Raw genomic sequence first — 25834 nt, forward strand, 5'->3', positions numbered from 1 at the left:
CTTGCAATCCCTTGCATGGACTACAAACAATATAGGCTCAGCCCCCTTAGGGATGGTCTGAAGTAGCCATGTCTTTCTGGCCGACTTCAGCCCCCGGCGAATTTGAAAGCGGAGAATCGATTAAAAACGATCCGATCACCCACTCATTTCTGTGTTTTTAGCCGCCGCGAGCACCTCGCAGCAGCCATTCCCCCATTACAGACGCGCCTCTGCTTGCGCTTGCCGGCGTACTCGGCGTCGGCAAAGGTCATCTGCTTCATCGGGAAACTCGGGCAACGGGATCGGCGTATTACCGGTATGAGCGTCAGTCGCAAAGAGCGTGAGCCCGCGGTAATGGACTGCAAGCCCACCGCATGGATTGCAAGCTCGCTCGCAATTAATGTGAGCCCGCCCCCACCGTCAGTCACAGATAATCTGAGCCCAAAATCGCGCTGATTGCGAGCCCGACGGTTTTCGATTGCAAGCCGCTACACATAGCTGCGCCGCGCGTCCGGGTGGCCGGGCATGTCCAGCCCGACCGGGTCCCGTACGTCGCTCAGGCACCCTTCGGTACTCGCGCTCGGCGCCGACCTGGGCGCGCTAGCTGGCGGAGCGCGGTTTGCGACGGGTAGCGAAGCCTTTCAAGGGCGTTGACGAAACGAAAAAATCCCCGCGGCATGAGCGTGACGCGGGGATCCAGGCGTAAATAGAGCCTTAACCGTGATAGCTGAAATGGAGCAAGGGGGTGATGTCTGCGTAGCGGAACACCTCGCGGGTGGCTGTGTATGGCTCAAGACTAAGTCCCGCGGACCGGCGGGCCTATTCCTCGAAGGAGGTAAGGAGGGGTAGCGGAGGAGGGACGGCGATTGACGATGTATACTTTTTGGTCCAGATTGGACGAAAAGTATAAAGGCGGATCACCGTCTGTTTCCCGCCCGGGCCGCGGGCGCACCTTCGTCACCCCTGGAGTCGTCCATGATCAAGTCGCTGAACACCAAGAACCTGCTGGGAGGCCTGCTGCTCGGCGTGCTCGCCAGCGGATCCGCCGTCGCCGCCGATGGCAGCCTGCGAATCGGCATCGAGGCCGCCTACCCGCCGTTTTCCTTCAAGACCGCCGAAGGCGAACTGGCCGGCTTCGACTACGACATCGGCAACGCGCTGTGCGCGCAGATGCAGGTGAAGTGCCAGTGGATCGAGCAGGAGTACGACGGCCTGATTCCCTCGCTGAAAGTTCGCAAGATAGACGCCGCGCTGTCCTCCATCACCATCACCGAGGAGCGCCGGCGCTCGGTGGACTTCACCCACAAGTACTACTTCACGCCGGGCCGCCTGGTGATGAAGGAAGGCGCCCAGCTCGACGACAGCTTCAGCCAGTTGGCCGGCAAGCGCATCGGCGTGCAGCGCGGCGCTACCGCCGACCGCTTCGCCAGTGCGGTGCTGGCCAAGGCCGGTGCCGAAGTGGTGCGCTACACCAGCCAGGACGAGATCTACCTGGACCTGGTGGCCGGCCGCCTCGACGCCACCTTCGCCGACTCCATCCCGTTGCAGACCGGCTTCCTCGATACCCCGCGCGGCAAGGGCTACGCCTTCGTCGGGCCGGAGTTCAAGGACCCGAAATACTTCGGCGAGGGCGCCGGGATCGCGGTGCGCAAGGGGGACGCCGAGCTGGTCGGCAAGCTCAACGCGGCGATCGACGCGATTCGTGCCGACGGGACCTACAAGCGCATCGAGGGCAAGTACTTCAAGAGCGACATCTACGGCGACTGACCGCTCGCCGGCGGCGGCTGCCGTCAGTCGCCGCCTTCCTTCAGCTCCTTGAGGTGCTTGTAGACCGTCGCCCGGCCCATGTTCAGCACGTTGGCCACATAGTTGGCGGCGCTCTTGCCCTTGAACGCGCCCTCGGCGTGCAGGGCCAGGACCAGTTCGCGCTTGTGCTCGCGGGTCAGCAGGTTCAAGCCGAGCTGGCGCTGCCGCAGCCAGCCGTGCAGGAAGGTGTTGATGCGCTCCTGCCAGTCGTCGCGGAACAGCGCGTCCGGTTGCGGGATCAGCTTGCTCGGCGAGAGGAACAGGTCGAGCGCCGCCTTGGCGCTCTCGAACAGGCTGATATTCAGGTTGATGCACAGCACCGCCAGCGGCTGGCCGGCGGCGTCGCGCAGCACGGTGCTGACCGAGCGGATCTTCTGCCCGTCCCAGTTGAGCTTCTCGTAGGGACCGATGTTGCGCTCGTCGCTATCGCCTTCGAGCATGTCTTCCAGCGCCGAGTCGTCGCCGACCTCGCGCTTGGACAGGTTGTTGGCGATGTAGTCGACCCGCTGGCTGCGCAGGTCGTGCAGGACCACTTCGGCGTGGGGGAAGAACAGGGTGGCGATGCCGTCGGCGATCGCCCGGTAGTTCTCCAGGCTGGGGTCTTGGCTCGGGCTCATGCGCAGGAACTCTCGTGGGACGGCGGGCGAGGCGAGTGTGCCGCAAACCCGCCGCCGGGTCATCAGGGGGACAGGCGGCGCGGCGACAGCATCGCCTCGTCCAGGCCGTGCTCGCGCAGGTGCGCCGGCAGCGGCTGGTGGCGGATCAGCGCGGCGCTGGCCTCGCCCATCGCCGCCGAGGTCTGGATACCGTAGCCGCCCTGGGCAGCGACCCAGAAGAAGCCTTCCGCATCGGCGGCGTAGCCGGCCACCAGGTCGCCGTCGGCGACGAACGAGCGCAGCCCTGCCCAGGTGTGTTCCGGGCGGCGAATGGTGAGGGTGGTGGCTTCTTCGATCAGGTACATGCCGGTGGCGATGTCCAGTTGCTCGGGCTGCACGTCGTGGGCCTCGACCGGATCGGCGTTGGCCGGCGAGCCGAGCAACATGCCGGCGTCCGGCTTCAGGTAGAAGGATTCGTCGAGGCTGACCAGCATCGGCCAGTCGTGGCAGTCGATGCCCGGCGGCGGGGCGAAGATGAAGGCCGAGCGGCGCTTGGGCTGCAGGCCCAGCGGGCGGACGCCGGCCAGCCCGGCGATGGCGTCGCACCAGGCGCCCGCGGCGTTGACCAGAACCGCGGCGCGGTAGCTGCCGGCGGCGCAGCGGACTTCCCAGGCGCCGTCGACCCGGCGGATCTCCAGCGCTTCGTGGTTGCACAGGACCTGCCCCTGGTTGCGGCGGATGCCGCGCAGGTAGCCCTGGTGCAGGGCGTCGGTATCGATGTCGGCGCCGGTGGGGTCGTAGGTGGCGCCGAAGACCTTGTCGCGACGCAGCACCGGCACGATCGAGCAGGCCTGTTCCGCGTCCAGCAGGCGCATCTGCGGCACCAGCGCCTTGCCGCTTTCGTATTGGCGGCGGAGTTCTTCCGGATCGTCGCTGAAGTCGACCACCATTTCCGGACGCGGGCTGAGCAGCGGATGCTCGCAGAAGCCGGCCGGCGGGTTGTCGAAGAAGGCCCGGCTGGCGGCGGTGAGCGCGCGCACCTGGGGCGTGCCGTAGGCCACCGTGTAGTGCGCGGCGGAGCGGCCGGTGGAGTGGTAGCCGGGCTGCGCCTCGCGCTCCAGCACCACGATCCGGCCGTGGGCCGACAGCCAGTAGCCGGTGGATGCGCCGGCGATGCCGGCACCGATGACGAGGTAATCCGCTTCGATCATGCTGCTCTCCTGCATCGCGCGATCAGCCTGCCTGGCGCAGGCGGTAGAGGGCGTTGGCCAGGGCTACGTCTTCCAGGCCCAGGCCGATCGAGCGGAAGAACGCCGGGCGCCGGTATTCCGGACGTGGCGCCTGGCCGCTGAGCAGCTCGGCGAGGTCGCCGCGGATCGCCTCGGGGCTCCAGCCATGCTGTTCGGCGGCGATCAGCATCTCGCCGGCGGAGCCTGGGGTGGTGTGCCGGTAGTCGCAATAGACGTCCATGGCCGCCAGGCTTTCCGCCGGTACCTCATGGGCGCGGGGCGCGTTGGTGCTGATCGAGGTGACCAGCGCCGGGCGCTCGAGTTGGCGCGGGTCGATCACCGCTCGGGCCGAGGAAGTGCAGAGCAGGATCACATCGGCTTCGTCCAGCGCTTCCTCCAGGCTGCCGGCGGCTTCGGCGCGCGCGTCGATGGCGCGCAGGCTTTGCAGGCGGCGCTCGTCCAGGCTCGGCGAATGGACTCGCACGCCCTGCCAGTCACGCAGGCCCTTCACGTATTGCAGGTGGGCATGGGCCACCGGTCCGCTGCCGATCAGAGCCAGGCGGCCGGCTTCGGCCGGAGCCAGGGCATCCACCGCCACCGCGGTGGTGGCGGCGGTGCGCGCGGTGGTCAGCCGGGCGGCATCGCAGAGCAGCAAGGGCTGGCCGGTCTGCATCGACATCAGCAGGGTCCAGGCGGTGACCAACGGGCCCTGTTCGCGGACGATGTAGGGCGAAGTCTTGACCCCGTAGACCTGTTCCTGGGCGAGCACGCCGAGGTAGTTGATGAAGTCGCCGCGACCGGCGGGGAACTCCACCAGTTGCTGGGCCGGCTGGAGCGCCTGGCCGGCGGCCAGGTCGAGGAACAGCTGGCGCATGGCCTGGAGGACGTCGATACGGGCGAGCAGTTGCTCGGCTTCGGCCTGCTGGACGATCAGGGGAGTGGCGGCGCTCATGCGATCTCCGGAATGGATGTAAACAATTTGTCCATTCTGGACTTTAAGGTATTGCCGGGCAAGCGCCGACCCGCCTCGATGACCGACGGCGGCACCTGCGTGTCGCAGAAACGAAAAAGGCGAAGCCGGATGGCTTCGCCTTTTTTCTCCACGCCTGCGTTCAGTGCTTGCGCGGTACCGGCTTGAGCAGTTCGGCCGGCGGCATCTCGCAGGTGATCTTGCGGCCCAGCAGTTCTTCGATCGGCGGCAGGGCGAAGGCATCGTCCTCGCCGGCGAAGCTGATCGAGGTGCCCGAGGCGCCGGCGCGGCCGGTACGACCGATACGGTGCACGTAGTCGTCCGGGTCCTCCGGCAGGGTGAAGTTGATCACATGGCTGATGCCGTCGATGTGGATGCCGCGGCCGGCCACGTCGGTTGCCACCAGGACGCGGATCTTGCCTTCGCGGAAGCCTTCCAGGGTGCGGATGCGCTTGTGCTGCGGTACGTCGCCGGACATCTGGGCGGCGCTGATGCCGTCCTTGGTCAGGCGTTCCTCGATGCGGCGGACTTCGTCCTTGCGGTTGGCGAAGACCATCACCCGTTCCCAGTTGTTCTGTGCCACCAGGTTGTACAGCAGCTTGTACTTGTCGCTGCCGGCCACGGCGTAGACATGCTGCTCGACGGTGTCGCTGGCGACGTTCTCCGGCTCGATCTCGACGATCGCCGGATCGACGGTCCACTGCTTGGCGAGGTTCATCACGTCGTCGGTGAAGGTCGCCGAGAACAGCAGGGTCTGGCGTTCGCCCTTGTGCGGGGTCTGCCGGATGATCTGCCGGACCTGCGGGATGAAGCCCATGTCGAGCATGCGGTCGGCTTCGTCGAGGACCATCACCTCGACCATGTCCAGGTGCACCTCGCCACGCTGGTTGAAGTCCAGCAGACGGCCTGGGGTGGCTACCAGGATGTCGCAGAAGCGCGCTTCCAGCTGCTTGAGTTGCTTGTCGAAGTCCATGCCGCCGACGAAGGTCATCACGTTCAGCCCGGTGTACTTGGTCAGCGCCGCGGCGTCCTTGGCGATCTGTACCACCAGTTCGCGGGTCGGGGCGATGATCAGCGCGCGCGGCTCGCCCATGTAGCGCTCTTTCGGCGGCGGGGTCTGCAGCAACTGGGTGATGATCGAGATGAGGAATGCGGCGGTCTTGCCGGTACCGGTCTGGGCGCGGCCGATGGCGTCCTGGCCGCGCAGGGTGAAGCCCAGTACCTGCGCCTGGATCGGCGTGCAGTAGGGGAAGCCGAGGTCATGGATGGCGTGCATCAGGCTCGGGGCGAGGTTGAAGTCGTGGAAGCGAGTCTTGCCTTCCTGCGGTTCGACCACGAAGTCTTCCAGCTTCCAGTTGTCCACCGGCTTCGGCTTGCGTTCGCGGCGCGGCTTGTCGCTGCGCGGCTTGGCGTCCCGGCCTTCTTTGGCGGCGGGTTTGGCGGGCTTTTCGCTTTTCTCGGCCTTTTCAGCGGCGCGCGGGGCGCCGGACTCGTTGTCGGCGCGCGGGGGGCGCGGTTTGCGTGGGCGTTTCTCGGTCGGCTTTTCGCCGGTGGGGGCGGTACCTTTCGCGGTAGCGCCGGCAGGGCCTTGCGGGACCGGGGAGGAACCGCTCTGCGGCTGGGTTCCGTCGGCCTTGCCGAAGATTTTCTTGAGTGCTTTGAGCACGGCGATCTCGTAGTGGTTAAGGAATGAACGGGCGCCAGTGTAAAGCATGTTGCCAGCGGGGAGAAATCCATGCTTGGCCGGCGCCTTCCAGGCCTGGCCGGACGGGGCCTGGAGGCGGCTGCGCGAAGCTCCCGGGGCAGCCTCCGGGAGGGTTCGTGCGCGCGACCGGCGGCGCGCTACAAAAAGACAACGGTAGGGCGACGACGGGGGTGGCATCTTCGGGACGGTGCCGGAGCGATCCGGCGAGTGTCCGCCCACTCACCAACGGAAGAACAAGAAAACCATGAATCCGTCCCCATCGATCGCCGGGCTGAGCGATATCGAAGCCCTGGAACGCGTGCCGCTGGAACAGCGCGACCTGCCATCCAGCACCTACGAACTGTTGCAACGCTCGGCCCAGCGCCACGGCCAGCGTATCGCCCTGAGCTGCCTGCTGCATGGCAGCGCTGCCGAAGAACCGTTGCGGATCAGCTATGCCGAGCTGTTCGCCCGCGTCACCCAGACCGCCAACGCCTTGCACCGGCTGGGCCTGGAAAGCCACCAGGCGGTGTCCTTCCTGCTGCCCAACCTGCCGCAGACCCACTACGTGATCTGGGGCGGCGAAGCTGCCGGGATCGTCAATGCGATCAACCCGCTGCTCGAGCCGGAGCACATCGCCGAGCTGATCCGCGCCTCCAACACCCGGGTGCTGGTGACCCTGGCGCCGTTCCCCGGCACCGACCTGTGGCAGAAGGTCGCCGGCCTGCGCGCGCAGCTGCCGGAGCTGTACGCGATCGTCGTGGTCGATCCGGCCAACCTGTTGCCGGCGCCGCAGCGCGAGACGCTCAAGGCCCAGCGCGGGCCGCTGCCGGAGGGCGTGCTGGACTTCGATACGCTGATCGCCGACTGCCCGGCAGACCGCCTGGAGAGCGGACGGGCGATCCATCCGGACGACGTCGCTTCCTATTTCCACACCGGCGGCACCACCGGCACGCCGAAGCTGGCGCCGCACAGCCACTTCAACGAGGTGGCGATGGCCGAGATCATGGGCCTGAACGCCGACTACGGGGTGGACGACGTGCTGCTCTGCGGCCTGCCGCTGTTCCACGTCAACGGCGTGATGGTTACCGGCCTGGCGCCCTTCCATCGCGGCGCCCAGGTGCTCCTGGCCGGGCCCCAGGGCTACCGCAATCCGACCCTGATCCAGGACTTCTGGAAGCTGGTGGAGCGCTACCGGGTCACCAGCTTCAGTGGTGTGCCGACCATCTACGCGGCGTTGCTGCAGGTCCCCAGCGATGGCCGCGACCTGTCCAGCCTGCGTTTCGCCCTGTGCGGCGCGGCGCCGATGCCGGTGGAGCTGATCCGCCAGTTCGAGGCGCGTACCGGGCTCAAGGTGATCGAAGGCTACGGCCTCACCGAAGGTACCTGCGGCACCAGTTGCAACCCGCGTGGCGGCGAGCGCCGGCCGGGTTCGATCGGCCTGCGCCTGCCGTACTGCCAGGTGAAGGTCGCGGTGCTCGACGGCGAGGGCAATTACCTGCGCGATGCCGTGCCGAACGAGGTGGGCAACCTCTGCCTGAAGGGCCCGACGGTGTTCAAGGGCTACCTGCAACAGGACCGGAACCGCGATATCTGGGTCGGCGATGGCTGGTTCAATACCGGCGACCTCGGTCGTATCGACGAGGACGGCTACATCTGGCTCACCGGGCGCAGCAAGGACCTGATCATTCGCGGTGGCCACAACATCGACCCACAGATGATCGAAGAAGCGCTGCACCGGCATCCGGCCGTGGCCCTGGCGGCGGCGGTGGGCAAGCCGGACGCCAAGGCCGGCGAGCTGCCGGTGGTGTATATCCAGCTCAAGCCCGGCGCCAGCGCCAGCGAGGAAGAGCTGCTGGAACACGCCAGCCGCCACGTACCGGAGCGCGCGGCGGTGCCCAAGGATGTCTGGCTGATCGAGAGCATGCCGGTCACCGCGGTGGGCAAGACCTTCAAGCCGGCGCTGCGCCTGGACGCGATCCGCCGGGTGCTGGAGGAGGAAAGCCGGAGGATCGCCGAGGATATCCGCGTGGAGGTGGTCGCCGACGAGCACCACGGCCAGCTCGCCCACCTGCACGTTCCCGCGCTCGACGAAAGACGCCGGGCGGCGCTGGAAAAGCTGCTCGGCGGCTACGCGCTGAACTACCGGCTGCACGCCGTCTGAGAGAAGCTGCGGGCGTCAGAGGCGCTTGCGCAGCCAGGCGCCGATGTCGTGGATTTCCTCCAGGGACACCTCGTGGCCCATCGGGTAGTCGTGCCAGTCCACCTCCACGCCCTGCGCCTGCAAGGCGTCATGGGCCGCGCGGCCGAGCGCCGGGTCGACCACGTCGTCCTGGCTGCCATGCAGGTGCAGGACCGGAATCCGCTTGTGGCGCTCGTCCAGCGCCAGGTCGTCGAAGGTCGGCGCGTAGGTGGATAGCGCCAGCACCCCGCCGAGCGGCTGGGCGTAGCGGCGGAAGGCGGTATGCAGGACCACCGCGCCGCCCTGGGAGAAACCGGCGAGGATGATCCGCTCGGCGGCGATGCCCTTGGCGCGCTGTTCATCGATGAGGGCGATGACCTGGTCGGCGGAGGCGTTCAACTGGTCTTCGTCGATCGCCCGCGCCGGACTGAAGGCAAGGATGTCGTACCAGCTCGGCATGACCCAGCCGCCATTGACCGTCACCGCCTGGCTCGGCGCCTGGGGAAGGATGAAGCGGGTGCTCGGCAGGACCACCTGCAGGGCTTCGGCCACCGGCTTGAAGTCGGTACGGTCGGCGCCCAGGCCGTGCAGCCAGATGATGCAGGCGTCGGCATTCGGGGCATCGAGGATCAGGGGTTCGCTCATAACGGCTCCAGGCAGGGGGCATATGCGTTCGGAATGGGAGGACCATTCGACAACAGGCGCTTTCCCGCTCGCAAGTCGGCCAGATTGTCGCAGATCATGCATTCGCCAATTTCCCGCGGATGCGCTTTGCTAAGGGAAGTGCGCCGGGCACGCCGTTCGTCGCCCGCCGCCGTCGCACCGCCGGCTGCCCCTGCCGGTGCCGCGGCGCTTGCGGTTACAGTGCGGCGACCGGCCCGGGAAGCGACCGGCGCGGGGCCGGCGGTTCACCCAGGGGCGGCGAAGGGAGTGGCGAACAGATGACAATAATGAAAGGTACCTGGCTGCTGCTGGCCGCCGTCTGCCTCGGCGCCAGCGCCACGGCCGAGGCCGGCGCGACGCTGGATGCGGTGAAGCGCAAGGGCTACGTGCAGTGCGGCGTCAGCGACGGCCTGCCGGGGTTCTCCTACGCCGACGCCAAGGGCCGTTTCAAGGGGCTCGACGTCGACATCTGCCGGGCGCTGGCCGCCGCGCTGTTCGGCGACGCCGAGAAGGTGCGCTTCACCCCGCTGTCCGCCACCGAGCGGTTTTCGGCGTTGCAGTCCGGCACGGTCGACCTGCTGTCGCGCAACACCTCATGGACCAGCTCGCGGGATACCGCGCTGGGCATCCACTTCACCGGCGTCACCTATTTCGACGGCCAGGGCTTCCTAGTCAATCGCAAGCTCGGCGTGTCCAGCGCCCGCGAACTGAAGGACACGACGGTGTGCATCCAGTCCGGCACCACCAACGAGCTGAACGTGGCGGACTACTTCCGGGCCCACGGCATCCGCTACAAGGCGGTGCTCGACGACAGCTACGAGAAGAGCGCCCGTGCCCTGGAGGCGGGGCAGTGCGACGTGCTCAGCTCCGACCAGTCGCAGCTCTACGCCCAGCGCCTGAAGCTGGCCAAGCCGGAGCAGTACGTGGTGCTGCCGGAAGTGATCTCCAAGGAGCCGCTCGGCCCGGCCGTGCGGCAGGGCGACGAAGCCTGGTTCAACATCGTCCGCTGGACCCTGTACGGCCTGCTCAACGCGGAGGAGCTGGGGGTCACCTCGAGCAACGTCGAGCGCCAGGTCAGGGACAGCCGCAACCCGGACGTCGCCCGCCTGCTCGGCAGCGAGGGCGACGCTGGCAAGGACTTGCAACTGCCGCGCGACTGGGTGGTGCAGATGGTGCGCCAGGTCGGCAACTATGGCGAGATCTTCGCCCGCAACGTCGGCGACGGCAGCCCGCTGAAGATGCCGCGCGGCCTCAACGCGCAATGGAATCTCGGCGGCCTGCACTATGCGCCGCCGATCCGCTGACCGGCGGGGGCTGGCTGAACTCTCGCCAGCACCGACAATCCGATAACAGACAGACGCACCGGTGCCGGTGCACTATAGAGCGACGCGTCATGCCGAACACCGAACAAGAGAATTGCCCGTGAACCTATCGATGACTCCCATCAACAAAGCCAAGGCCTGGGGCGTCCACGCCGTCACCGCCAGCGGCGTGATCCTGGCCTTGCTGGCCCTGCTCGCGCTGGTCGACAACAAACCCCAGGCCTGCCTGCTCTGGCTCGGCCTGGCCCTGCTGGTGGACGGCCTCGACGGCACCCTGGCGCGCAAGTACGAAGTCAAGGAAATGCTGCCGCATTTCGACGGCTCGGTGCTCGACCTGGTGATCGACTACCTGACCTACGTGTTCATCCCGGCCATCTTCATCTACCGCTACATCCCCCTGCCGGAGCATTTCGAACTGCTGGCGGTGGGCGTGATTCTGGTTTCGTCGCTGTTCTGCTTCTGCAACGTCAACATGAAGAGCACCGACAACTACTTCGTTGGCTTCCCGGCCGCCTGGAACGTGGTGGCGGTGTACTTCTACGTGCTCGACCTGCACCCCTGGGTCAACCTCGCCACGGTGCTGGTGCTGGCTGCCCTGACCCTGACCCGGATGAAGTTCCTCCACCCGTTCCGCGTGCGCCAGTTCATGCCGCTGAACATCGCGGTGACCTTCGTCTGGCTGATCAGCAGCGGTCTGCTGATCGTCCAGCAGCCGGCCGACCTGCCGATCCTGCTCGGCCTGTGGTTCGCCGCCTCGGCCTATTTCGTCGGTATCTGCCTCTGGCGCAGCGCCCGCGAGTGGTTCGGCTGAAACGACCCGGCGCGACGGCGTTCCCGCCTGGGGACGCCTGGCAAGTCCCTATCATCGCAAGGAACCCCGCATGGCCCACCCCAACGCCGAACTGATCGAGCGCTTCTACCAGGCCTTCCAGCGCCTCGACGGCGAGGCCATGGCGGCCTGCTACGCCCCCCAGGCGACCTTCCACGACCCGGCCTTCGGCGAACTGCGCGGGCGCGAGGTGGGCGACATGTGGCGCCTGCTGACCAGCCGGGCGCGGGACTTCCGCCTGGACTACGCGAACGTCCGCGCCGACCAGAACGAGGGGCGTGCGCAATGGGTGGCCCACTACCTGTTCACCCAGACCGGGCGCAGGGTGGAGAATCGCATCGAGGCCCGTTTCCGCTTCGCCGACGGTTTGATCGTCGAGCATCGCGACCAGTTCGACCTGTGGCGCTGGAGCCGCCAGGCGCTTGGCGCCAAGGGCCTGCTGCTGGGCTGGGCGCCGCCGGTGCAGCGGGCGATCCGCGGGCAGGCGCGCAAGGGCCTGGCCGCCTACCAGGCTGCCCATCCGGCGGCCGGCTGAGGCTGTCGGTGGCCGAAGCGCGGATAATCTCCTAAGCTCGCCGCGGACAACCCGCAGGACGCCGCGATGATCACGCTCTTCCAGTTCCCCGCCGCATTCAACGTACCCAATGCCAGTCCCTACTGCCTGAAACTGGAAACCTGGTTGCGCCTGGCCGGCCTGGAGTACCAGGTGAAGGTCGTCAGCGACCCGCGCAAGGCGCCCAAGGGCAAGCTGCCCTACGTGCGTATCGAGGGCGAGGCGATCGGCGACAGCGAGATCGTCATCCGTACCCTCGGCGAGCGCTACGGTGTCACTCTCGACGCCGGCCTGGATGCACGGGGCAAGGGCTGGGCACGGGCGATCACGCGCCTGTGCGACGAACACCTGTACTACCTGATGCTGTATTTCCGCTGGTTCGACGAGGACAGCTGGCGCGTGCTCAAGCCGGTGTTCTTCGGCTCGCTGCCATTCGGCGTGCGCGACGCGGTGGCCTGGGCCATGCGCCGCAAGGTCCGCGCTACCCTCAGGGCGCAGGGACTCGGGGTCCACGGCAGGGACGAACTGCTGGCCTTCGCCCGCGACGACCTCGATGCCCTCGACGGCCTGCTCGGCCAGGTCCCGTACTACGGCGGCGAACATCCGTGCAGCGCCGATGCCGCCGCTTACGGTATCCTCGCCAACCTCATCGAGGCGACCCTGGATACCCCGCTCAGCCATGTGGCGCGAGGCTATCCGCGCCTGGTGGCGTATTGCGAGCGGATGCGGGAGCGGGTCTGGAGTGAGTGAGGCGACGGCCGCCACGGCGGCGATCGGGAAGTGTTGGTCGGTCTACCTGGTGAGGGCGGAAAACGGCGCGTTGTACTGCGGCATCAGCGACGATCCGCTGCGCCGCTTCGACACTCATTGCAGCGGCAAGGGCGCGCGGTTCTTCCATTCCAGCCCCGCCCGCGCGCTGGTCTACGTCGAGGCCTGCGCCAGCAAGGGCGACGCCCTGCGCCGCGAGCGGGCGATCAAGGCCCTGAGCAAGCGCGCCAAGGAGCGCCTGTTGGTCGGCGTACCGGTGTTGCGCGAGGTCGGTGAGCCGGCAATCTAGGACGTTCATCTGCGGTCATGGGGTATTCGTGGGTTATCTGAAGAATCATTGGTGGAAACGCTGGATCCGCCGCCGCGGCTGCAAGCTGGCCGGCGGCCCGGCCAGTGTCGGCAAGCGCACCACGCTGGTGCTCGAGGAGCAGGTCGAACTCGGCCACCTGCGCATCGTCCCGCCGAGGCTGGAGATCGGCGCCTACAGCTATGTGCGCAGCGGCACCGACCTGTCCCTGGTGGCGTCCATCGGGCGTTTCTGCTCGATCGGCTCGGACTGCTTCATCGGCCAGGAAAAACATACCCATCCCAGCGACTGGGTGAGCAGCCACCCCTTCCAGCACACCGGCACCGCGCTGCGCTACGAGCCGGCGCTGAGCTACGCGGAAATCGGCCACGACGTCTGGATCGGGCACAGCGCGATGGTGATGGAAGGGGTCAAGGTCGGGACTGGGGCGATCATCGCCACGCGCGCTGTGGTCACTCGCGACGTGCCGCCCTATGCCATCGTCGCCGGCACCCCGGCGCAGGTGATCCGCTACCGGCATCCGCCGGAGATCATCGAGGGCCTGCTCGCCTCACGCTGGTGGGAGCTGGATAGCGCCTTCCTCACCGGCCTGCCGCTGGACCGTCCCCGGGAGTTCCTCGCCGCCCTGGAGGCGCGCGAGGCGCCGCGTGCGGCGTACCGGCGGATGACCATCACCCGCCAGGGGTGCCGGCTGGATTGAGCGCGCCCATCGCCAGGCCCATCGGGCCAGGCGATGGGGTGCCCTTCATGTCCCGGATTGTCATAGGCGCGTTTTCCCAGCCGCGTTAAGCTGGTGCCTCACATCCGCCCGGAGGCGCCCATGTCAGAGCTGATCCTGCATCACTATCCCACTTCGCCCTTCGCCGAGAAGGCGCGCCTGCTGCTCGGTTTCAAGCAACTGTCCTGGCGCTCGGTGATGATTCCGCCGGTGATGCCCAAGCCGGACCTGGTGGCGCTGACCGGCGGCTATCGGAAGACCCCGGTGTTGCAGGTCGGCGCCGATGTGTATTGCGATACCGCGTTGATCGCCCGTCGCCTGGAGCAGGAAAAGGCGGTCCCGGCGCTGTTCCCCGAAGGCCAGGAGATGGTCGCCGCGAGCTTCGCCCAGTGGGCCGACGCGGTGCTGTTCCAGCACGCGGTAAGCCTGGCGTTCGCCCCGGAGTCCATCGCCGTGCGCTTCGGCAAGCTGCCGCCGGAATTCCTCAAGGCCTTCATGGCCGATCGCAGCCAGCTATTCAGCGGCGGCAGCGCCGGCCGCCTGCCGTTGGAACAGGCGCGCCACCAGTGGCCGGCATTCATGGCGCGACTGGAGCGCCAGTTGTCGCGCGAGGACGGCGACTTCCTGTTCGGCGAAGCGTCCGTCGCCGACTTCGCCGTGGCGCACTGCCTGTGGTTCCTCAAGGGCACGCCGGTCACCGCGCCGCTGGTCGACGACTACCCGCAGGTGCAGGCCTGGTTGGGCCGGGTGCTCGGCTTCGGCCACGGCGCGCCAGCCGAGATGAGTGCGGAGGAAGCCCTGGAGGTGGCTCGCGGCAGCCAGCCCGCGGCATTGCCGGACGAATCCTTCAGCGATCCCAACGGTTTCCTGCCCGGCCAGGCGGTCGCCATCGCCGCCACCGACTACGGTGTCGACGCGGTACAGGGCGAACTGCTCTTCGCCGGCAGCGAGGAACTCATCCTGCGCCGCGAAGACCCGCGGGCGGGTACCGTGCATGTGCATTTCCCGCGCCTGGGCTTTCGCATCGAGGCGCGTTGAGGCATGCCGACGGAGACCCCGTCGCCGCGCCCGGACGCCGATCCGCCGCAGTGCGCGTTGCCCGAGGCGAGGCCGGACCGCGACGCTGGCACCAAGCTGCGCGCCGCGGTGCTCGGCGCCAACGATGGCCTGGTGTCGAACCTGTGCCTGGTGATGGGCGTGGCGGGTGCGAGCATGGCGCATTCGTCCATCGTCCTCACCGGGATGGCCGGACTGGTGTCCGGGGCCTGCTCGATGGCCCTCGGCGAGTGGCTGTCGGTGACCAACGCCCGCGAGATGGCGAGCAAGCGCATCGCCGAGGAAGAACGCTTGCTCAGGCTCTGCCCGGACACCGAGACCCAGGAACTGATCGATATCTTCACCGCCAAGGGGCTGAGCGAGGTATCCGCCCGGCGCGTGGCCCTGCAACTGATGAACGACGGTCGTGGCGCGCTGGACACCTTGTCCCGCGAGGCCCTCGGCATCGATCCGACGGAGTTGGGCGGCAACCCGTGGAACGCGGCGGGTACGTCGTTCCTGCTGTTTTCCCTTGGCGCTCTGGTGCCGGTGGCGCCGTTCCTGTTCCTTGACGGTGCCGCGGCGCTGGTCGCAAGCCTGCTGTTCAGCCTGCTTGCGCTGCTGTTCAGCGGCGCGGTCACCGCCCGTTTCACCGGGCGGCCGCTGGCGTTCTCGGCGTTGCGCCAGGTGCTGGTCGGTACCCTTGCCGCGGCCTTCACCTATGGGTTGGGTACCGCGCTCGGCGTGGGCCTGGGCTGAAAGTCCTTCGCCTGCGGGGGACTCCGTTTTACACTGCGACACCCGGCCGGCGTGGCCGGGAACAGGAAAAACCGACCAGGGAGTGGCCATGAACGCCTACGACATCGAAATCGTCAACGACGCCGCGCACGCCGGCGAAGCCAACCACGGCTGGTGCTTCGGCCTGCCGCCGGGCATCCGTCCGGAGCAGTGGCCGCTGGATCCGGACACCGGCTATCCGCTGATGCACGGCTTCACCCTGCTGCTGCCGGAGGACTACCGGGTGCATGGCCCGGAGATCGTCGCGCTGAGCTTCTTCTCCCTCGCCCCGGACCAGAACGACGGTGGACCGACCAGCGTCGATGGCATTCGCGAGATGCTCATCGATCCGCCCGCGCAACCGCCGGCCGACGCGGAACTGCGGCCGTTCTGGGAGGCCGGGCGCAATAGCCATCCGCGTCTGCATCGGATGGAGGACATCCTTGGCGGCGCCTATGCGTTGATCCTGCTCGACGCCGCTGAATTCAGCGGCGCGCCCTGCCAGCCGCCGGCGCTGCCGGCGGGCAACCCGCTGCTGGCGCAGACCGAGCCGCCGCAGTGGCTGGAGGCTGGTTCGGCGGCCAGCTTCGTGCCGGACTGGGCGGAGGACGACTACTACCTGCTGCGCGCCCTCGGTGGTCGCCCGGCGGCCGGCCACCAGCAGCGCTACCCGCTGCGCTGGACGGCGCGGGCGCAAGACCCCAACGCCGGGGTGGTGCCCAGCGAATACGGCGACGGCGGCTACCAACTGCCGCACTACTGGCTGGACGGCAAGATCGAGCGCGACAACTACCGCGAGCATCCCTGGGTGGAAGGGCACCTGCCGAACCATATCGGCGGCACCATGCGTCCGGTGCAGGGCGTGCCGGAGATGAGTCCCTTCTACGTAGAGTTCGAGGAATACCTGGGCGGCTACAACTTCGGCGGCGGCAACGCCCAGCTCGATTTCCGCGACATGCGCTTCGACTGGGCCTGCGGCTGAGGAGGGAAAGGGAGCGCCGGCGGCGCTCCGGGGCGGCGCGGGTCAGTCCTTGCGCCGCTTGAGCTGGTCCTTCAACTGGGTCGGCAACTGGCGGATGATCAGCATGTCGCGCTCTTCGTCGTATTCCACCTTGGAGCCCAGCAGGTGCGCCTCGAAGCTGATCGACAGGCCTTCGGCGCGGCCGGTGAAGCGGCGGAACTGGTTGAGGGTGCGCTTGTCCGCCGGGATTTCCGGCGACAGGCCGTAGTCCTTGTTACGGATGTAGTCGTAGAACGCCCGCGGTTGCTGGTCGTCCATCAGTTCCGAAAGCGCGTCGAGGGTCATCGGCTCGCCGATGCGCGCCTGCGAGGTGGCGTAGTCGACCAGCGTCTCGGTCTTCTCGCGGGCCTGTTCCTCGGCCATGTCCTCGCTTTCCACGAAATCGCTGAAGGCTTTCAGCAGGGTGCGCGTCTCGCTCGGCGAATCCACCCCTTCCTGGCAGCCGATGAAGTCGCGGAAATAGTCGGAGACCTTCTTCCCGCCCTTGCCCTTGATGAACGAGATGTACTGCTTCGACTGCTTGTTGTTGCGCCATTCGGAAATGTTGATCCGCGCGGCCAGGTGCAACTGGCCGAGGTCCAGGTGGCGCGACGGGGTGACCTCCAGCGACTCGTTCACCGCCACGCCTTCGCTGTGGTGCAGCAGGGCGATCGCCAGGTAGTCGGTCATGCCTTGCTGGTAGTGGGCGAACAGGACGTGGCCGCCGGTGGAGAGATTGGACTCCTCCATCAGCTTTTGCAGGTGCTCGACCGCTTCGCGGCTGAAGCCGACGAAGTCGCGGTCGCCCTCCAGGTACTCGCCGAGCCAGCCGCTGAACGGGTAGGCCCCGGACTCGCCCTGGAAGAAGCCCCAGGCCTTGTTCTTGGCGTTGTAGCTTTCGTTGAGGTCGGCCAGCAGGTTCTCGATGGCCTGGGAGTCGCCCAGCTCGGCGTCGCGCGCGTGGAGCACGGCCGGGGTGCCGTCGGGCTTCTTCTCGATCAGGTGGACGATGGCGTGATGGATCGGCATGTCAGGTTCGACCTTTCAGGTAATCGGCGGCGCCGCGCAGGTTTCCGCGATGCTGCGGGACACGCCGCTGGCGCGCCCGCGGATCGGCCAGTTTACCCGAGGTTGCCGGCTTCTGCCTGCGTCGCCTGGCGTTCCTGCAGACCGTGCAGGCGCTTGATCACGAAGTTCAGGTGCAGGTGCAGCTCGTACAGCTCGTGGTAGTAGGAGAGCGGCACCTCCACGGTGTTCAGCTCGCTCTCCAGTTTCTCCAGCCGCTCGATCTCGCTTCTCAGTTGCTCGGCGTCGGTGCCGCTGTCGAGCTTGCGGTCGATGTCGCGGATGTAGCGGTACCAGCGGTAGATGCGCGCGCGGATGCGCCAGCGATACAGCGGGCCGATGGACTTCATCAGCGGGATGAGGATGGCGATGAACGGGATCAGCAGGATGATGTAGCGGTCCGCCAGGGAGGCGATGCGGAACGGCAGGTAGCGCTGCAGCAGCGGCAGGCCGCTCTTGTAGTAGCGCTCGGCGTCCTCGTGCAGGCGCAGGGTGCGCGGCTCGGCGCTGGGGAAGGCGCCGGGCTTGTCGAGCAGGCTGCCGTCCTTCATCACCTCGCGCGCGGCTTCCAGCACCAGCGGGATCAGCGCCGGGTGGAAGCGCTCGTTGATCACCAGGGTGGCCACCGGCGACAGGGTGCTGATGTTTCGTTCCGGCACGTTGCGCGGCAGGTTGAGCAGGCCTTCGCCGACCTCGACCCGCTTGAGGAACGGCAGGCGCGCCTCGTAGGCGGCGCTGCGGCGGAAGTTGACCAGGCGAAGCTGGTCGTTGTCGGCCAATTTCTGGATCGCCGGGTTCTCCGCCGGCCCGACGATGAACGCCGCGTCCAGCTTGCCGGCCAGCAGGTCGTCGACCACCGCGTTGCCGCCGCGGGCTTCCCAGGTGATCGGATAGTGTCCCGGGGCGATGTCGTTGGCCTGCAGGATCGCCTCGGTGGCGGCGCGGGTGCCGCTGCCGTCGCTGCCGATGGCCAGGCGCAGGTGCAGCAGGTCGCTGAGCTGGTCGATGTGCACGTTGCTGCGGTGGAACAGCCAGAGCGGCTCCTGGTAGACCGCGCCGAGGGTCTGCAACTGGCGCGCCTGCCCGGCTTCGAGCTGGCGCTCCTGGCCGCTCTGGACCAGGGCGATGTCGACCTCGCCGGTGCCGAGCAGGCGCTCCAGGTTGTCGCGCGAGCCGGCGCTGGGCACCAGCTTCAGTTCGAATCCCTGCTCCTTGAGCTTTTCCCGGAGCTTGCCGGCGAACACGGCGTAGCCGCCGCCCTCGGCGCCGGTGGCCATGGTCGCGCTCATCGGCGGCGGCGGGGCGACGAAATAGAACACCGCGGCGACCAGGGCGGCGATCACCGGGATCAGCCAGAGGTTGGCGCGGATCAGGATGGCGAGGTCCTTGAGCAGGTGCTTGATGCGATTCATGAGCGGTCCTTGTGCTGCTCTTCAGAAGGGTATGGCGGATGCGGGCGGGCGCACTCCTCAGCGTAGCCGAGGGTCACCGGCGGTCCGTGCGGAACTGCCGGCAGAGCACCCGGTGGCGATGCCGGAAGATGCGGGTGAGGAACCAGCGTACCAGCCCGGCGGCGAATAGCGGGCGTACGGTCAACTGGTCGACCAGCAGGCATTCCCCGGCCTCGCCCGGTGCCGGCAGGATGCGTCGCTCGTGGCGCCAGAGGCGCATGCCGGTCATCGGCGACTGTTCGATGAAGCCACGGCCGGGCGTCAGCTCCAGCAGGGTCAGTTGCGAAGTGCCCAGCGGCAGCAAGCCGAACAGGCGCATGTGGCTGCGGAACAGCGGGCGCCGGGGCACCACCTCCAGGTCTTCGAGGCTGCGGATACCGGGCGGTACGCTCATGCTCAGCAACGGGCGTATCTCGCGGAGTATCCCGTCCACCGAGGTGATCCACCGCCAGAGCTGTTCGGGGCTGGCCTGCAGGCGCGATTCGAAATGCAGGCTGATATTCATCGCAGGCTCCTGCTAGGGTTGTGGGAGGACGCGCTGTCCATGGCGCCCGTGCCGTGCAAGCCTAAGCCAGACGAACCGAGACGTCGAACCGAAGGAGGACGCCATGCTGATCCGCGCCGCAACCTCGACCCTGCTGGTGGTCGATATCCAGGAGAGCCTGCTGCCGGCCATCGACGACGGCCCGGCGCTGGTCGAGTACAGCCAGTGGTTGTTGCGCGTGGCCCGCGCACTGGACGTGCCGGTGCTGGCCAGCGAGCAGTACAGCAAGGGCCTGGGGCCGACGGTGGCGGCCCTGCGCGATGAGCTGGAGCCCACGCAGATCCTCGAGAAGCTGGATTTCTCGGCCGCCGCCGACGGTGCCCTGCTGCGCGCGCCCGGCGGCGACCGCCGGCAGTTCGTGGTTTGCGGCAGCGAGGCGCATGTCTGCGTGCTGCAGACCGTGCTCGACCTGCTTGGCCGTGGTCGCGAGGTGTTCGTCGTGGAGGAGGCGATCGGTTCGCGGCGGCCGAGCGACAAGGCACTGGCCGTGGAGCGGATGCGCCAGGCCGGGGCGATGATCGTGTCGCGGGAGATGGTCGCCTTCGAATGGATGGAACGCGCCGGCAGCGACCGCTTCCGCGAGATCAGCCGCAACTTCATTCGCTGAGCGGCGGTTGCTCGGCCTGGTAGCGCCGGGCCTCCTCGCGCAGCCAGTCGGCGAAGGCCTGGTGGCGGTCGCTCGGCGGCTCGCGCTGCGGCCAGACCAGCCAGTAGGGATAGGGGTAGGGCACGCGGATGTCGCCCAGTTGCACCAGGCGGCCCTCGGCGAGGGCGCCGGCGACCAGGCTGCGACGCTCCAGGGCGATGCCCTGGCCCAGGCGCACGGCTTCCAGCAGCAGGTTCGAGTCATTGATCAGCAGTCCGTGCTGCGGTTCCGCCACGCCGGCGCGCTGGCACCAGAGCGCCCAGGATTCGGTGGAGCGCAGGGTAGGGCAGGCGACGATCTCGCTCGGCGTGCGCGGCAGGCGGCCGCCGTTGAAGTCGGGCGCGGCGACCATCAGCAACTCGTCGTCGAACAGGCGTTCCCGACCGACCCCTTCCCAGTCGCCCTTGCCGATGCGTACGCCGAGGTCGGCCAGGCCCTGGCGCAGGTTCTGCACGTCGAGACTGGCTACCAGCCGCACGCGACAGTGCGGATGGCGCTCGCGAAAGCGCGGCAGGCGAGGCAGCAGCCAGTTCAGGCCGAAGGACGGCATCACCGTGACCACCAGCTCGCCCTCCCGCGGACGCGCCCGCACCACCCGCGTGGCGTCGGCGATCTCGCCCAGAGAGGCGCGTACCTGCAGGGCGTAGAACCGGCCGTTCTCACTCAGGCGCAGGCCGCGCCCCTCGCGGACGAACAGGGCCAGGCCGAGGAGGTTTTCCAGCAGCTTGATCTGCTGGCTGATCGCCGAGTGGGTGACGTGCAGCTCGCTGGCGGCCTGGCTGATACTGCCGAGCCGGGCGACCGCTTCGAAGCTGCGCAGCGCGGTGAGGGGAGGGAGGTCGCTCATGTAAGTTTTTCTAAAGAGTTCGCTGAATTTATCTCGATATTTTTCGCGTTGTGCAACGACTAGAGTGATTTCCCCAGGCGCCACCCTCTTAGCGGCGCTTAATCATCGACAAAGGATGCCGCGATGCAACTGATCGGTATGCTGGATTCGCCTTTTGTGCGCCGGGTCGCCATCGCCCTGCGCCTGCTGGACCTGCCCTACGAGCACCGGCCGCTGTCGGTGTTTCGCAATTTCGAGGCGTTCAGCCTGTTCAACCCGATGGTCAAGGCGCCCACGCTGGTGCTGGACGATGGCACCGTGCTGATGGACTCCAGCCTGATCCTCGATTACCTGGAGTGCCTGGCCGGCCGCGAACGCAGTCTGCTGCCGCAACGGCCGCAGGCCCGTGCACGGGCGCTGAGTCTGATCGGTGCGGCGCTGGTGGCCTGCGAGAAATCCGTGCAGATCTACTACGAACTGAACCTGCGTCCCGAGGAACGCCGCCATGGCCCCTGGCTGGAGCGGGTGGAGGGGCAGTTGCTGGCGGCCTACGACTGGCTGGAGGCAGCGCTGCGCCAGGAGCCGCTGGCACGCGACGGCGGCATCGAGCTGGTCGGGGTGACCGTCGCGGTGGCCTGGCGCTTCAGCCAACTGGTGGTCGCGGAGCGGGTCGCCGCCAGCGAATACCCGGAACTGGCAAGCTATTCGGATTATGCGGAGGGGTTGCCGGTGTTCCTCGAGACGCCGCCGGTCTGAGCCCGCGAGGGGCCAGGCTGGCGCCCCTCGAACGGCTCGTTTCCGCCTGCGCCAGGCCCCGGTTCGTCGGCTGGCCGCCCGACCTGGGCGCTGCGGGTCGGTACCGGGCACATGCCGGGGCGGGCCGCGATCGGGGCCCGTTCCGCGCCGTGGCGTCAGCGGGCGAACGCCTGTGCGGGATCGTCCGACGGCTCGACCGCGATCGCGATTTTTCCCCGGATGCCATTGTCGCGACTCTCCAGGCGGGCGTGGGCGAGGGGGATGTCGGCAAGCGAATAGACGGCGCCGACATGCGGGCGCAACCGGCCGCGCTCGACCAGGGCGCTCAACTCGTCGAGCTTGCCGCGGTTCTGCCGGGTGAAGACGAAGTGATAGCTCGCGTTCCGGCCCCAGGCCTGGAGGAGGTTCTGCGGCTGGGCGAGGTCGACGATGCTGACCACGCGGCCGAGCTGCGCGAGTACCTCGGGGCTGTGCGACAGGGTGTCGCCGCCGATGCTGTCGAACACCACGTCGACGCCGTGGCCTCCGGTTTCCCGCAGGATGGCCTCGACGTAGTCCTGCTTCTGGTAGTCGATGAGCACATCGGCGCCCATCTGGCGGGCGAACTCGAAGTTGACCTCGCGCACTGTGGTGAAGACCCGGGCTCCCATGGCCTTCGCCAACTGGATCGCGACATGCCCGACGCCGCCGGCGCCGCCGTGCACCAGGATGCTTTCGCCGACCCTCAGCGCCGCGCGTGTGACCAGCGCTTCCCAGGCCGTGCCGCCGACCAGGCTGAGGCTCGCCGCCTCCAGGTGGCTCAGCGCGGCGGGCTTCCTGCCGATGATGCCTTCCGCTGCCAGGTGGTACTCGGCATAGCTGCCCTGGCCTTCGAAGATCTGCGGGGTGTACCAGACCTCGTCTCCCGGTGCGACGGCGGTCACTCCCGGCCCTACCGCTTCGACGACGCCGGACACGTCATGCCCGGTGATGGCCGGAAGCGCTACCAGGTCGGGGTAGTCGCCGCGACGGACCTGGTAGTCCAGCGGATTGATCGAGGTCGCATGGACCCGCACCAATACCTGTCCCGCCTGCGGCACCGGTTTGGGCACTTCGCGCAGCTCGAAGGATTCCGGACCGCCAAACGCCTTGAGTATCAACGCTTTCATTGCATATCCTCGTTTCGGTAAAAAGGGATATCGGGAATTTTCGATATATTGTGGTGTAGAAAGAACTACAGTTCCGCGCCGATCAGCTCGACGAGGGCACGGATATTCGCTTCGTTGCGCTTGTAGTAGGTCCATTGGCCGATCCGCCTGACTTCGACCAGGCCCGCCCGTTGCAGGATCGCCAGGTAATCGGACACGGTCGACTGCGACAGGCCGACGCCCTCCTGGATACTGCTGACGCAGACGCCCACGGTGTCGACGTCGCCCTCGTCCTGCGGAGGAAAGTTCTTCGCCGGGTCCTTCAGGCCTTTCAGGATTTCCAGGCGTGTCCGATTCGACAGGGCTTTGAATGTTTCGAGCAGGTCCATGGCGGCGAGGATATCGGGAATTTCCGATTTGTCAATCCGGGACGACGGAGACCTGCCGTCGCTGTTGACCTCAAGTTGGGTTCAGGTCCTAGAGTGCCATCCGGCGTTCCCGCCGTTCCTCCCGATCAGCGCAGGCCTTGCGCTCGTTGGCGCCGGAAGGGCGCCGAGCGACGACCGCCCGTACTCTGCAAAGGACCCGGAATGGACACCCAGACTTCATTGATGATCTTCCAGCTCACCTGCTGCCTCGGCTTCGCCCTGTGGCTGAGCCTCGCCCTGATCAACAACCTGCAGGCCTTCGCCAGCTCGGTGGGGGCGATCGGCGTGACCATGTCGATGGCTCCCCTGGCCCAGCCGCCCGCGATCGACATGCCCTTGCTGGCGCGGGCGGTGCGCTCGCCGCTCATGCACCGCCTGGCCTTGTCGATCATCGTCGCGCTGCAGGTCGCTGCCGTCGTCACGGCCTGGACCGGCTGTTACGAACTGCTGTTCGGCGCCGGCCTGGAGACGGCCCGGCCCTGGCTCAACCTGGCCCTGAGCGCGGCCCTCGGCTTCCTCTTCGGCATGCTGCTGGGCGGGCTCTGGTTCGGCTACTGGATCCGCCAGGAGGGATTGCAACTGACCCACCTGCTGCTGGTGGTCTGGGTGCTGGCGAACTTCTTCGTGCTCAACGTCCGCTGGAGCTGACGGGGACTGCCGGTACGAGGGAGCAGGGCGCGAGGACGGCGACGGTGGAGCGAGCCGGACGCCCGTCGATGGCGCGAAGTCGCATCTCGCTCCTGCCACCCGGTCCCTCGGCTCCCCTCTGTTCGCACGCGCTGCATGGGCTGACGCAGCTGGAACTGCCCCCGGGCAGTGGCAGCCGGCTGCCTCGAGGACAGGTGCTCCGGCTGGCTCGGCATGGTCACTGGAGTTCAGCCCCGGGGTTCTTCGAGGAAAGCAGAACCTGCGGCATCGGCTCCTTTCGCCCGACTGGGCTCAGCGCAGCTCTTCGGCGGCGGCGACCAGTTGTTCGAGTTGATGGTGGATCTGGGCCCTGTCCAGCAACTGCAAGGGCTGGCGGTTCCAGAGCAGCCGTTCGCCGCTTTCGGGGTCGCGGCCCAAGATCGGCTTGCAAGGGTCCTGGCTGAACAGGTTCTGCTCGCTGGCCGCAGCGTCCCCTTGTCCTTCCAGGCGGGTGAACATCAACAGGTGATCGGTCGGATGTTCTGCCAGATGGCAGAGATGCGGGCCCACCTGCAGGCTGAGTACGCTCTCCTCGTCATTGGGCGTCGGGAGATCGAGAGCGAGAAAAAGCTGGTGGATGGCGGCGCGGTAGAGTGGATTCATGGCGTGCTCCGAGTCACTGGAGGCAGCCATTAGAGCAGTGCCAGCACGGAGAGACTGTTAATCGTGGTTCTCTTTTTTTAGGTTTTGCCGCTGCCGATTCCAGTGGAAAAACGGCGGCCGATCCTGATAGGCGATGGGGTGTCCGTTTTTGGGCTCGGCAGCGGAGCCGGGTGGAGAGGCGTGCCGGCTATTCGCCCAGTGGTTCCAGGAGGGCTGCTGTCCAGCGCTCCTTGCGCCAGGCCCGGCGCTGCTTCTTGTCGAGGTAGGTCCAGGCGACGAAGCGGCTCTGCTTCTGTCCCTGGGCCATGTCCACCACGCGGATATCGCTGGCGCCCAGCGTCTTCAGGCGCTCCTGGAGGTTCGGCAGGTTGCTCGCCTTGGATACCAGGGTGGTGAACCAGAACACCTGCGTGGCAAACGCCCGGCTTTCCTCGGCCATGCCGGCCAGGAAGGCTGCTTCGCCGCCCTCGCAGTACAGCTCGGCGCCCTGGCCGCCGAAGTTCAGTAGCGGCAGGGTACGGGTCGGGTCGAGCTTGCCGAGGTTCTTCCACTTGCGCCGGCTGCCGCGCGTGGCTTCGTCCAGCGAGGCGTGGAAGGGCGGGTTGCAGAGGGTCATGTCGAAGCGCTCATCGACGCCGATCAGGCCCTGGAATATCTGCCTGCGATCAGGCTGCCGGCGCAACTCGATGGCAGCGGCGAAGCGTGGGTTGGCGGCGAGGATCGCAGCGGCCGAGGCCAGCGATTGCGGGTCGATGTCGGCGCCGACGAAGCGCCAGCCGTATTCGTGGTGGCCGAGCAGCGGGTAGATGCAGTTGGCGCCGGTTCCGACGTCCAGCGCACGCAGGCCGGGACCGCGTGGAATCAGGCCATCGTGGCTGGCGCCGAGCAGGTCGGCCAGGTAGTGCAGGTAGTCGGCGCGACCGGGAATGGGCGGGCACAGGTAACCATCGGGGATATCCCACTCGCGTACGTCGTAGAACTGTTGCAGCAGCGCGCGGTTGAAGGCTTTCACCGCCGCCGGATCGGCGAAGTCGATGCTCTGCCTGCCGTACGGATTGAGGATGACGAAGCGCTCCAGTTCCGGGCTGCCGGCGATCAGGCGCGGAAAGTCGTAGCGTCCCAGGTGGCGATTGCGCGGGTGCAGCGGGCTGGCGCTCTTGCGCTCGGCGTCGGGATGCGGGCTGGTCGGGCGGGGCATGGTCTCGGTTTCCGTGACGGCGAGGCGGGCATTATTCACATCCGCCGGAGGCTGGCCAGTGTTTCTGCCGAGCGGCGCGCTCCTG

General features: G+C 67.4%; 27 protein-coding genes. 14 read left to right on the forward strand and 13 right to left on the reverse strand.

Features of this window, described 5'->3' with window-relative positions:
* Positions 1-954 precede the first annotated feature (954 nt).
* Entirely contained in the window at positions 955-1746 is a 792-nt protein-coding gene (locus LT948_RS04425) for an ABC transporter substrate-binding protein (protein ID WP_004355684.1), read from the forward strand.
* 23 nt (positions 1747-1769) lie between these two features.
* Here the strand turns inward: LT948_RS04425 and dauR are convergent, their stop codons facing one another.
* The 4 genes from dauR to rhlB form a co-directional block, all read right to left on the reverse strand.
* The gene (dauR, locus tag LT948_RS04430; protein WP_003092943.1) at positions 1770-2402 is read right to left on the reverse strand and encodes a transcriptional regulator DauR; all 633 of its coding nucleotides are present in this window, start codon (positions 2400-2402) and stop codon (positions 1770-1772) included.
* A gap of 62 nt (positions 2403-2464) precedes the next feature.
* Positions 2465-3592, reverse strand: coding sequence for an FAD-dependent catabolic D-arginine dehydrogenase DauA (gene dauA, locus LT948_RS04435; protein ID WP_033995015.1), 1128 nt, complete (start codon positions 3590-3592; stop codon positions 2465-2467).
* Between the two features lie 22 nt (positions 3593-3614).
* Positions 3615-4562: an NAD(P)H-dependent anabolic L-arginine dehydrogenase DauB gene (gene dauB / locus LT948_RS04440; RefSeq protein ID WP_023102874.1), complete on the reverse strand. Its 948-nt coding sequence runs from the start codon at positions 4560-4562 to the stop codon at positions 3615-3617.
* A gap of 160 nt (positions 4563-4722) precedes the next feature.
* On the reverse strand, positions 4723-6246 hold the full coding sequence (rhlB, locus tag LT948_RS04445) for an ATP-dependent RNA helicase RhlB (protein WP_033995019.1): 1524 nt from the start codon (positions 6244-6246) through the stop codon (positions 4723-4725).
* 283 nt (positions 6247-6529) lie between these two features.
* Between rhlB and LT948_RS04450 the strand changes: the two genes are divergently transcribed.
* Positions 6530-8428, forward strand: coding sequence for an acyl-CoA synthetase (locus LT948_RS04450; protein WP_033995014.1), 1899 nt, complete (start codon positions 6530-6532; stop codon positions 8426-8428).
* Positions 8429-8443: 15 nt separating this feature from the next.
* Here the strand turns inward: LT948_RS04450 and LT948_RS04455 are convergent, their stop codons facing one another.
* Positions 8444-9091 (reverse strand): alpha/beta hydrolase, encoded by a 648-nt coding sequence (locus LT948_RS04455; RefSeq protein ID WP_004355695.1) that lies wholly within the window; start codon positions 9089-9091, stop codon positions 8444-8446.
* A gap of 296 nt (positions 9092-9387) precedes the next feature.
* Between LT948_RS04455 and LT948_RS04460 the strand changes: the two genes are divergently transcribed.
* The 9 genes from LT948_RS04460 (at position 9388) to LT948_RS04500 (ending at position 16400) form a co-directional block, all read left to right on the forward strand.
* Positions 9388-10413, forward strand: coding sequence for an amino acid ABC transporter substrate-binding protein (locus LT948_RS04460; protein WP_023092478.1), 1026 nt, complete (start codon positions 9388-9390; stop codon positions 10411-10413).
* Positions 10414-10525: 112 nt separating this feature from the next.
* A complete protein-coding gene (gene pcsA, locus LT948_RS04465; RefSeq protein ID WP_003105024.1) occupies positions 10526-11242 on the forward strand; it encodes a phosphatidylcholine synthase in 717 nt (238 codons plus the stop codon).
* Positions 11243-11312: 70 nt separating this feature from the next.
* A complete protein-coding gene (locus LT948_RS04470; protein WP_003092923.1) occupies positions 11313-11795 on the forward strand; it encodes a nuclear transport factor 2 family protein in 483 nt (160 codons plus the stop codon).
* Between the two features lie 66 nt (positions 11796-11861).
* On the forward strand, positions 11862-12563 hold the full coding sequence (locus tag LT948_RS04475) for a glutathione S-transferase C-terminal domain-containing protein (RefSeq protein WP_003092922.1): 702 nt from the start codon (positions 11862-11864) through the stop codon (positions 12561-12563).
* Positions 12556-12870, forward strand: a complete 315-nt coding sequence (locus LT948_RS04480) for a GIY-YIG nuclease family protein (RefSeq protein ID WP_003119275.1) — start codon at positions 12556-12558, stop codon at positions 12868-12870. The genes LT948_RS04475 and LT948_RS04480 overlap by 8 nt, the downstream gene beginning before the upstream one ends.
* A gap of 28 nt (positions 12871-12898) precedes the next feature.
* Entirely contained in the window at positions 12899-13588 is a 690-nt protein-coding gene (locus LT948_RS04485) for a CatB-related O-acetyltransferase (protein ID WP_003092917.1), read from the forward strand.
* 120 nt (positions 13589-13708) lie between these two features.
* A complete protein-coding gene (locus LT948_RS04490) occupies positions 13709-14644 on the forward strand; it encodes a glutathione S-transferase family protein (protein ID WP_003092916.1) in 936 nt (311 codons plus the stop codon).
* A 3-nt stretch (positions 14645-14647) separates the two neighbouring features.
* Positions 14648-15400 (forward strand): VIT1/CCC1 transporter family protein, encoded by a 753-nt coding sequence (locus LT948_RS04495; RefSeq protein ID WP_023092479.1) that lies wholly within the window; start codon positions 14648-14650, stop codon positions 15398-15400.
* An 88-nt stretch (positions 15401-15488) separates the two neighbouring features.
* Positions 15489-16400 carry a hypothetical protein gene (locus LT948_RS04500; RefSeq protein ID WP_003092910.1) on the forward strand — a complete coding sequence of 304 codons (912 nt, stop codon included), beginning with the start codon at positions 15489-15491 and terminating at the stop codon, positions 16398-16400.
* Positions 16401-16442: 42 nt separating this feature from the next.
* Here the strand turns inward: LT948_RS04500 and yejK are convergent, their stop codons facing one another.
* The 3 genes from yejK to LT948_RS04515 all read right to left on the reverse strand — a co-directional run bounded on the left by yejK (position 16443) and on the right by LT948_RS04515 (position 19439).
* The gene (gene yejK / locus LT948_RS04505; protein WP_003092908.1) at positions 16443-17447 is read right to left on the reverse strand and encodes a nucleoid-associated protein YejK; all 1005 of its coding nucleotides are present in this window, start codon (positions 17445-17447) and stop codon (positions 16443-16445) included.
* Between the two features lie 92 nt (positions 17448-17539).
* Positions 17540-18895 carry a TAXI family TRAP transporter solute-binding subunit gene (locus tag LT948_RS04510; RefSeq protein WP_003111143.1) on the reverse strand — a complete coding sequence of 452 codons (1356 nt, stop codon included), beginning with the start codon at positions 18893-18895 and terminating at the stop codon, positions 17540-17542.
* Positions 18896-18968: 73 nt separating this feature from the next.
* Entirely contained in the window at positions 18969-19439 is a 471-nt protein-coding gene (locus tag LT948_RS04515; RefSeq protein ID WP_003092903.1) for a hypothetical protein, read from the reverse strand.
* A 103-nt stretch (positions 19440-19542) separates the two neighbouring features.
* On the opposite strand from LT948_RS04515, the gene LT948_RS04520 reads away from it, so the two are divergent.
* Positions 19543-20085 (forward strand): hydrolase, encoded by a 543-nt coding sequence (locus LT948_RS04520; protein WP_023092480.1) that lies wholly within the window; start codon positions 19543-19545, stop codon positions 20083-20085.
* Here the strand turns inward: LT948_RS04520 and LT948_RS04525 are convergent.
* The gene (locus LT948_RS04525) at positions 20075-20971 is read right to left on the reverse strand and encodes a LysR substrate-binding domain-containing protein (RefSeq protein WP_003100573.1); all 897 of its coding nucleotides are present in this window, start codon (positions 20969-20971) and stop codon (positions 20075-20077) included. The genes LT948_RS04520 and LT948_RS04525 overlap by 11 nt on opposite strands.
* Positions 20972-21094: 123 nt before the next feature.
* Between LT948_RS04525 and LT948_RS04530 the strand changes: the two genes are divergently transcribed.
* The gene (locus LT948_RS04530; protein WP_003118301.1) at positions 21095-21706 is read left to right on the forward strand and encodes a glutathione S-transferase; all 612 of its coding nucleotides are present in this window, start codon (positions 21095-21097) and stop codon (positions 21704-21706) included.
* A gap of 155 nt (positions 21707-21861) precedes the next feature.
* Here the strand turns inward: LT948_RS04530 and LT948_RS04535 are convergent, their stop codons facing one another.
* The gene (locus LT948_RS04535) at positions 21862-22854 is read right to left on the reverse strand and encodes a zinc-dependent alcohol dehydrogenase family protein (RefSeq protein WP_023092481.1); all 993 of its coding nucleotides are present in this window, start codon (positions 22852-22854) and stop codon (positions 21862-21864) included.
* A gap of 65 nt (positions 22855-22919) precedes the next feature.
* Positions 22920-23222 (reverse strand): ArsR/SmtB family transcription factor, encoded by a 303-nt coding sequence (locus tag LT948_RS04540; RefSeq protein WP_003092893.1) that lies wholly within the window; start codon positions 23220-23222, stop codon positions 22920-22922.
* Positions 23223-23423: 201 nt separating this feature from the next.
* Here LT948_RS04540 and LT948_RS04545 point away from each other — a divergent pair, with 201 nt between their 5' ends.
* Entirely contained in the window at positions 23424-23909 is a 486-nt protein-coding gene (locus tag LT948_RS04545; protein ID WP_003111147.1) for a DUF2165 family protein, read from the forward strand.
* A gap of 291 nt (positions 23910-24200) precedes the next feature.
* On the opposite strand, the gene LT948_RS04550 is transcribed toward LT948_RS04545, so the two are convergent.
* Together LT948_RS04550 and rlmF are read right to left on the reverse strand one after the other, a co-directional pair.
* Positions 24201-24551, reverse strand: a complete 351-nt coding sequence (locus tag LT948_RS04550) for a CesT family type III secretion system chaperone (RefSeq protein WP_023097264.1) — start codon at positions 24549-24551, stop codon at positions 24201-24203.
* A gap of 187 nt (positions 24552-24738) precedes the next feature.
* On the reverse strand, positions 24739-25749 hold the full coding sequence (gene rlmF, locus LT948_RS04555; protein WP_003092887.1) for a 23S rRNA (adenine(1618)-N(6))-methyltransferase RlmF: 1011 nt from the start codon (positions 25747-25749) through the stop codon (positions 24739-24741).
* Positions 25750-25834: the final 85 nt, after the last annotated feature.

The organism is Pseudomonas sp. CP-1, from assembly GCF_021213715.1.
Lineage (GTDB): Bacteria > Pseudomonadota > Gammaproteobacteria > Pseudomonadales > Pseudomonadaceae > Pseudomonas > Pseudomonas aeruginosa.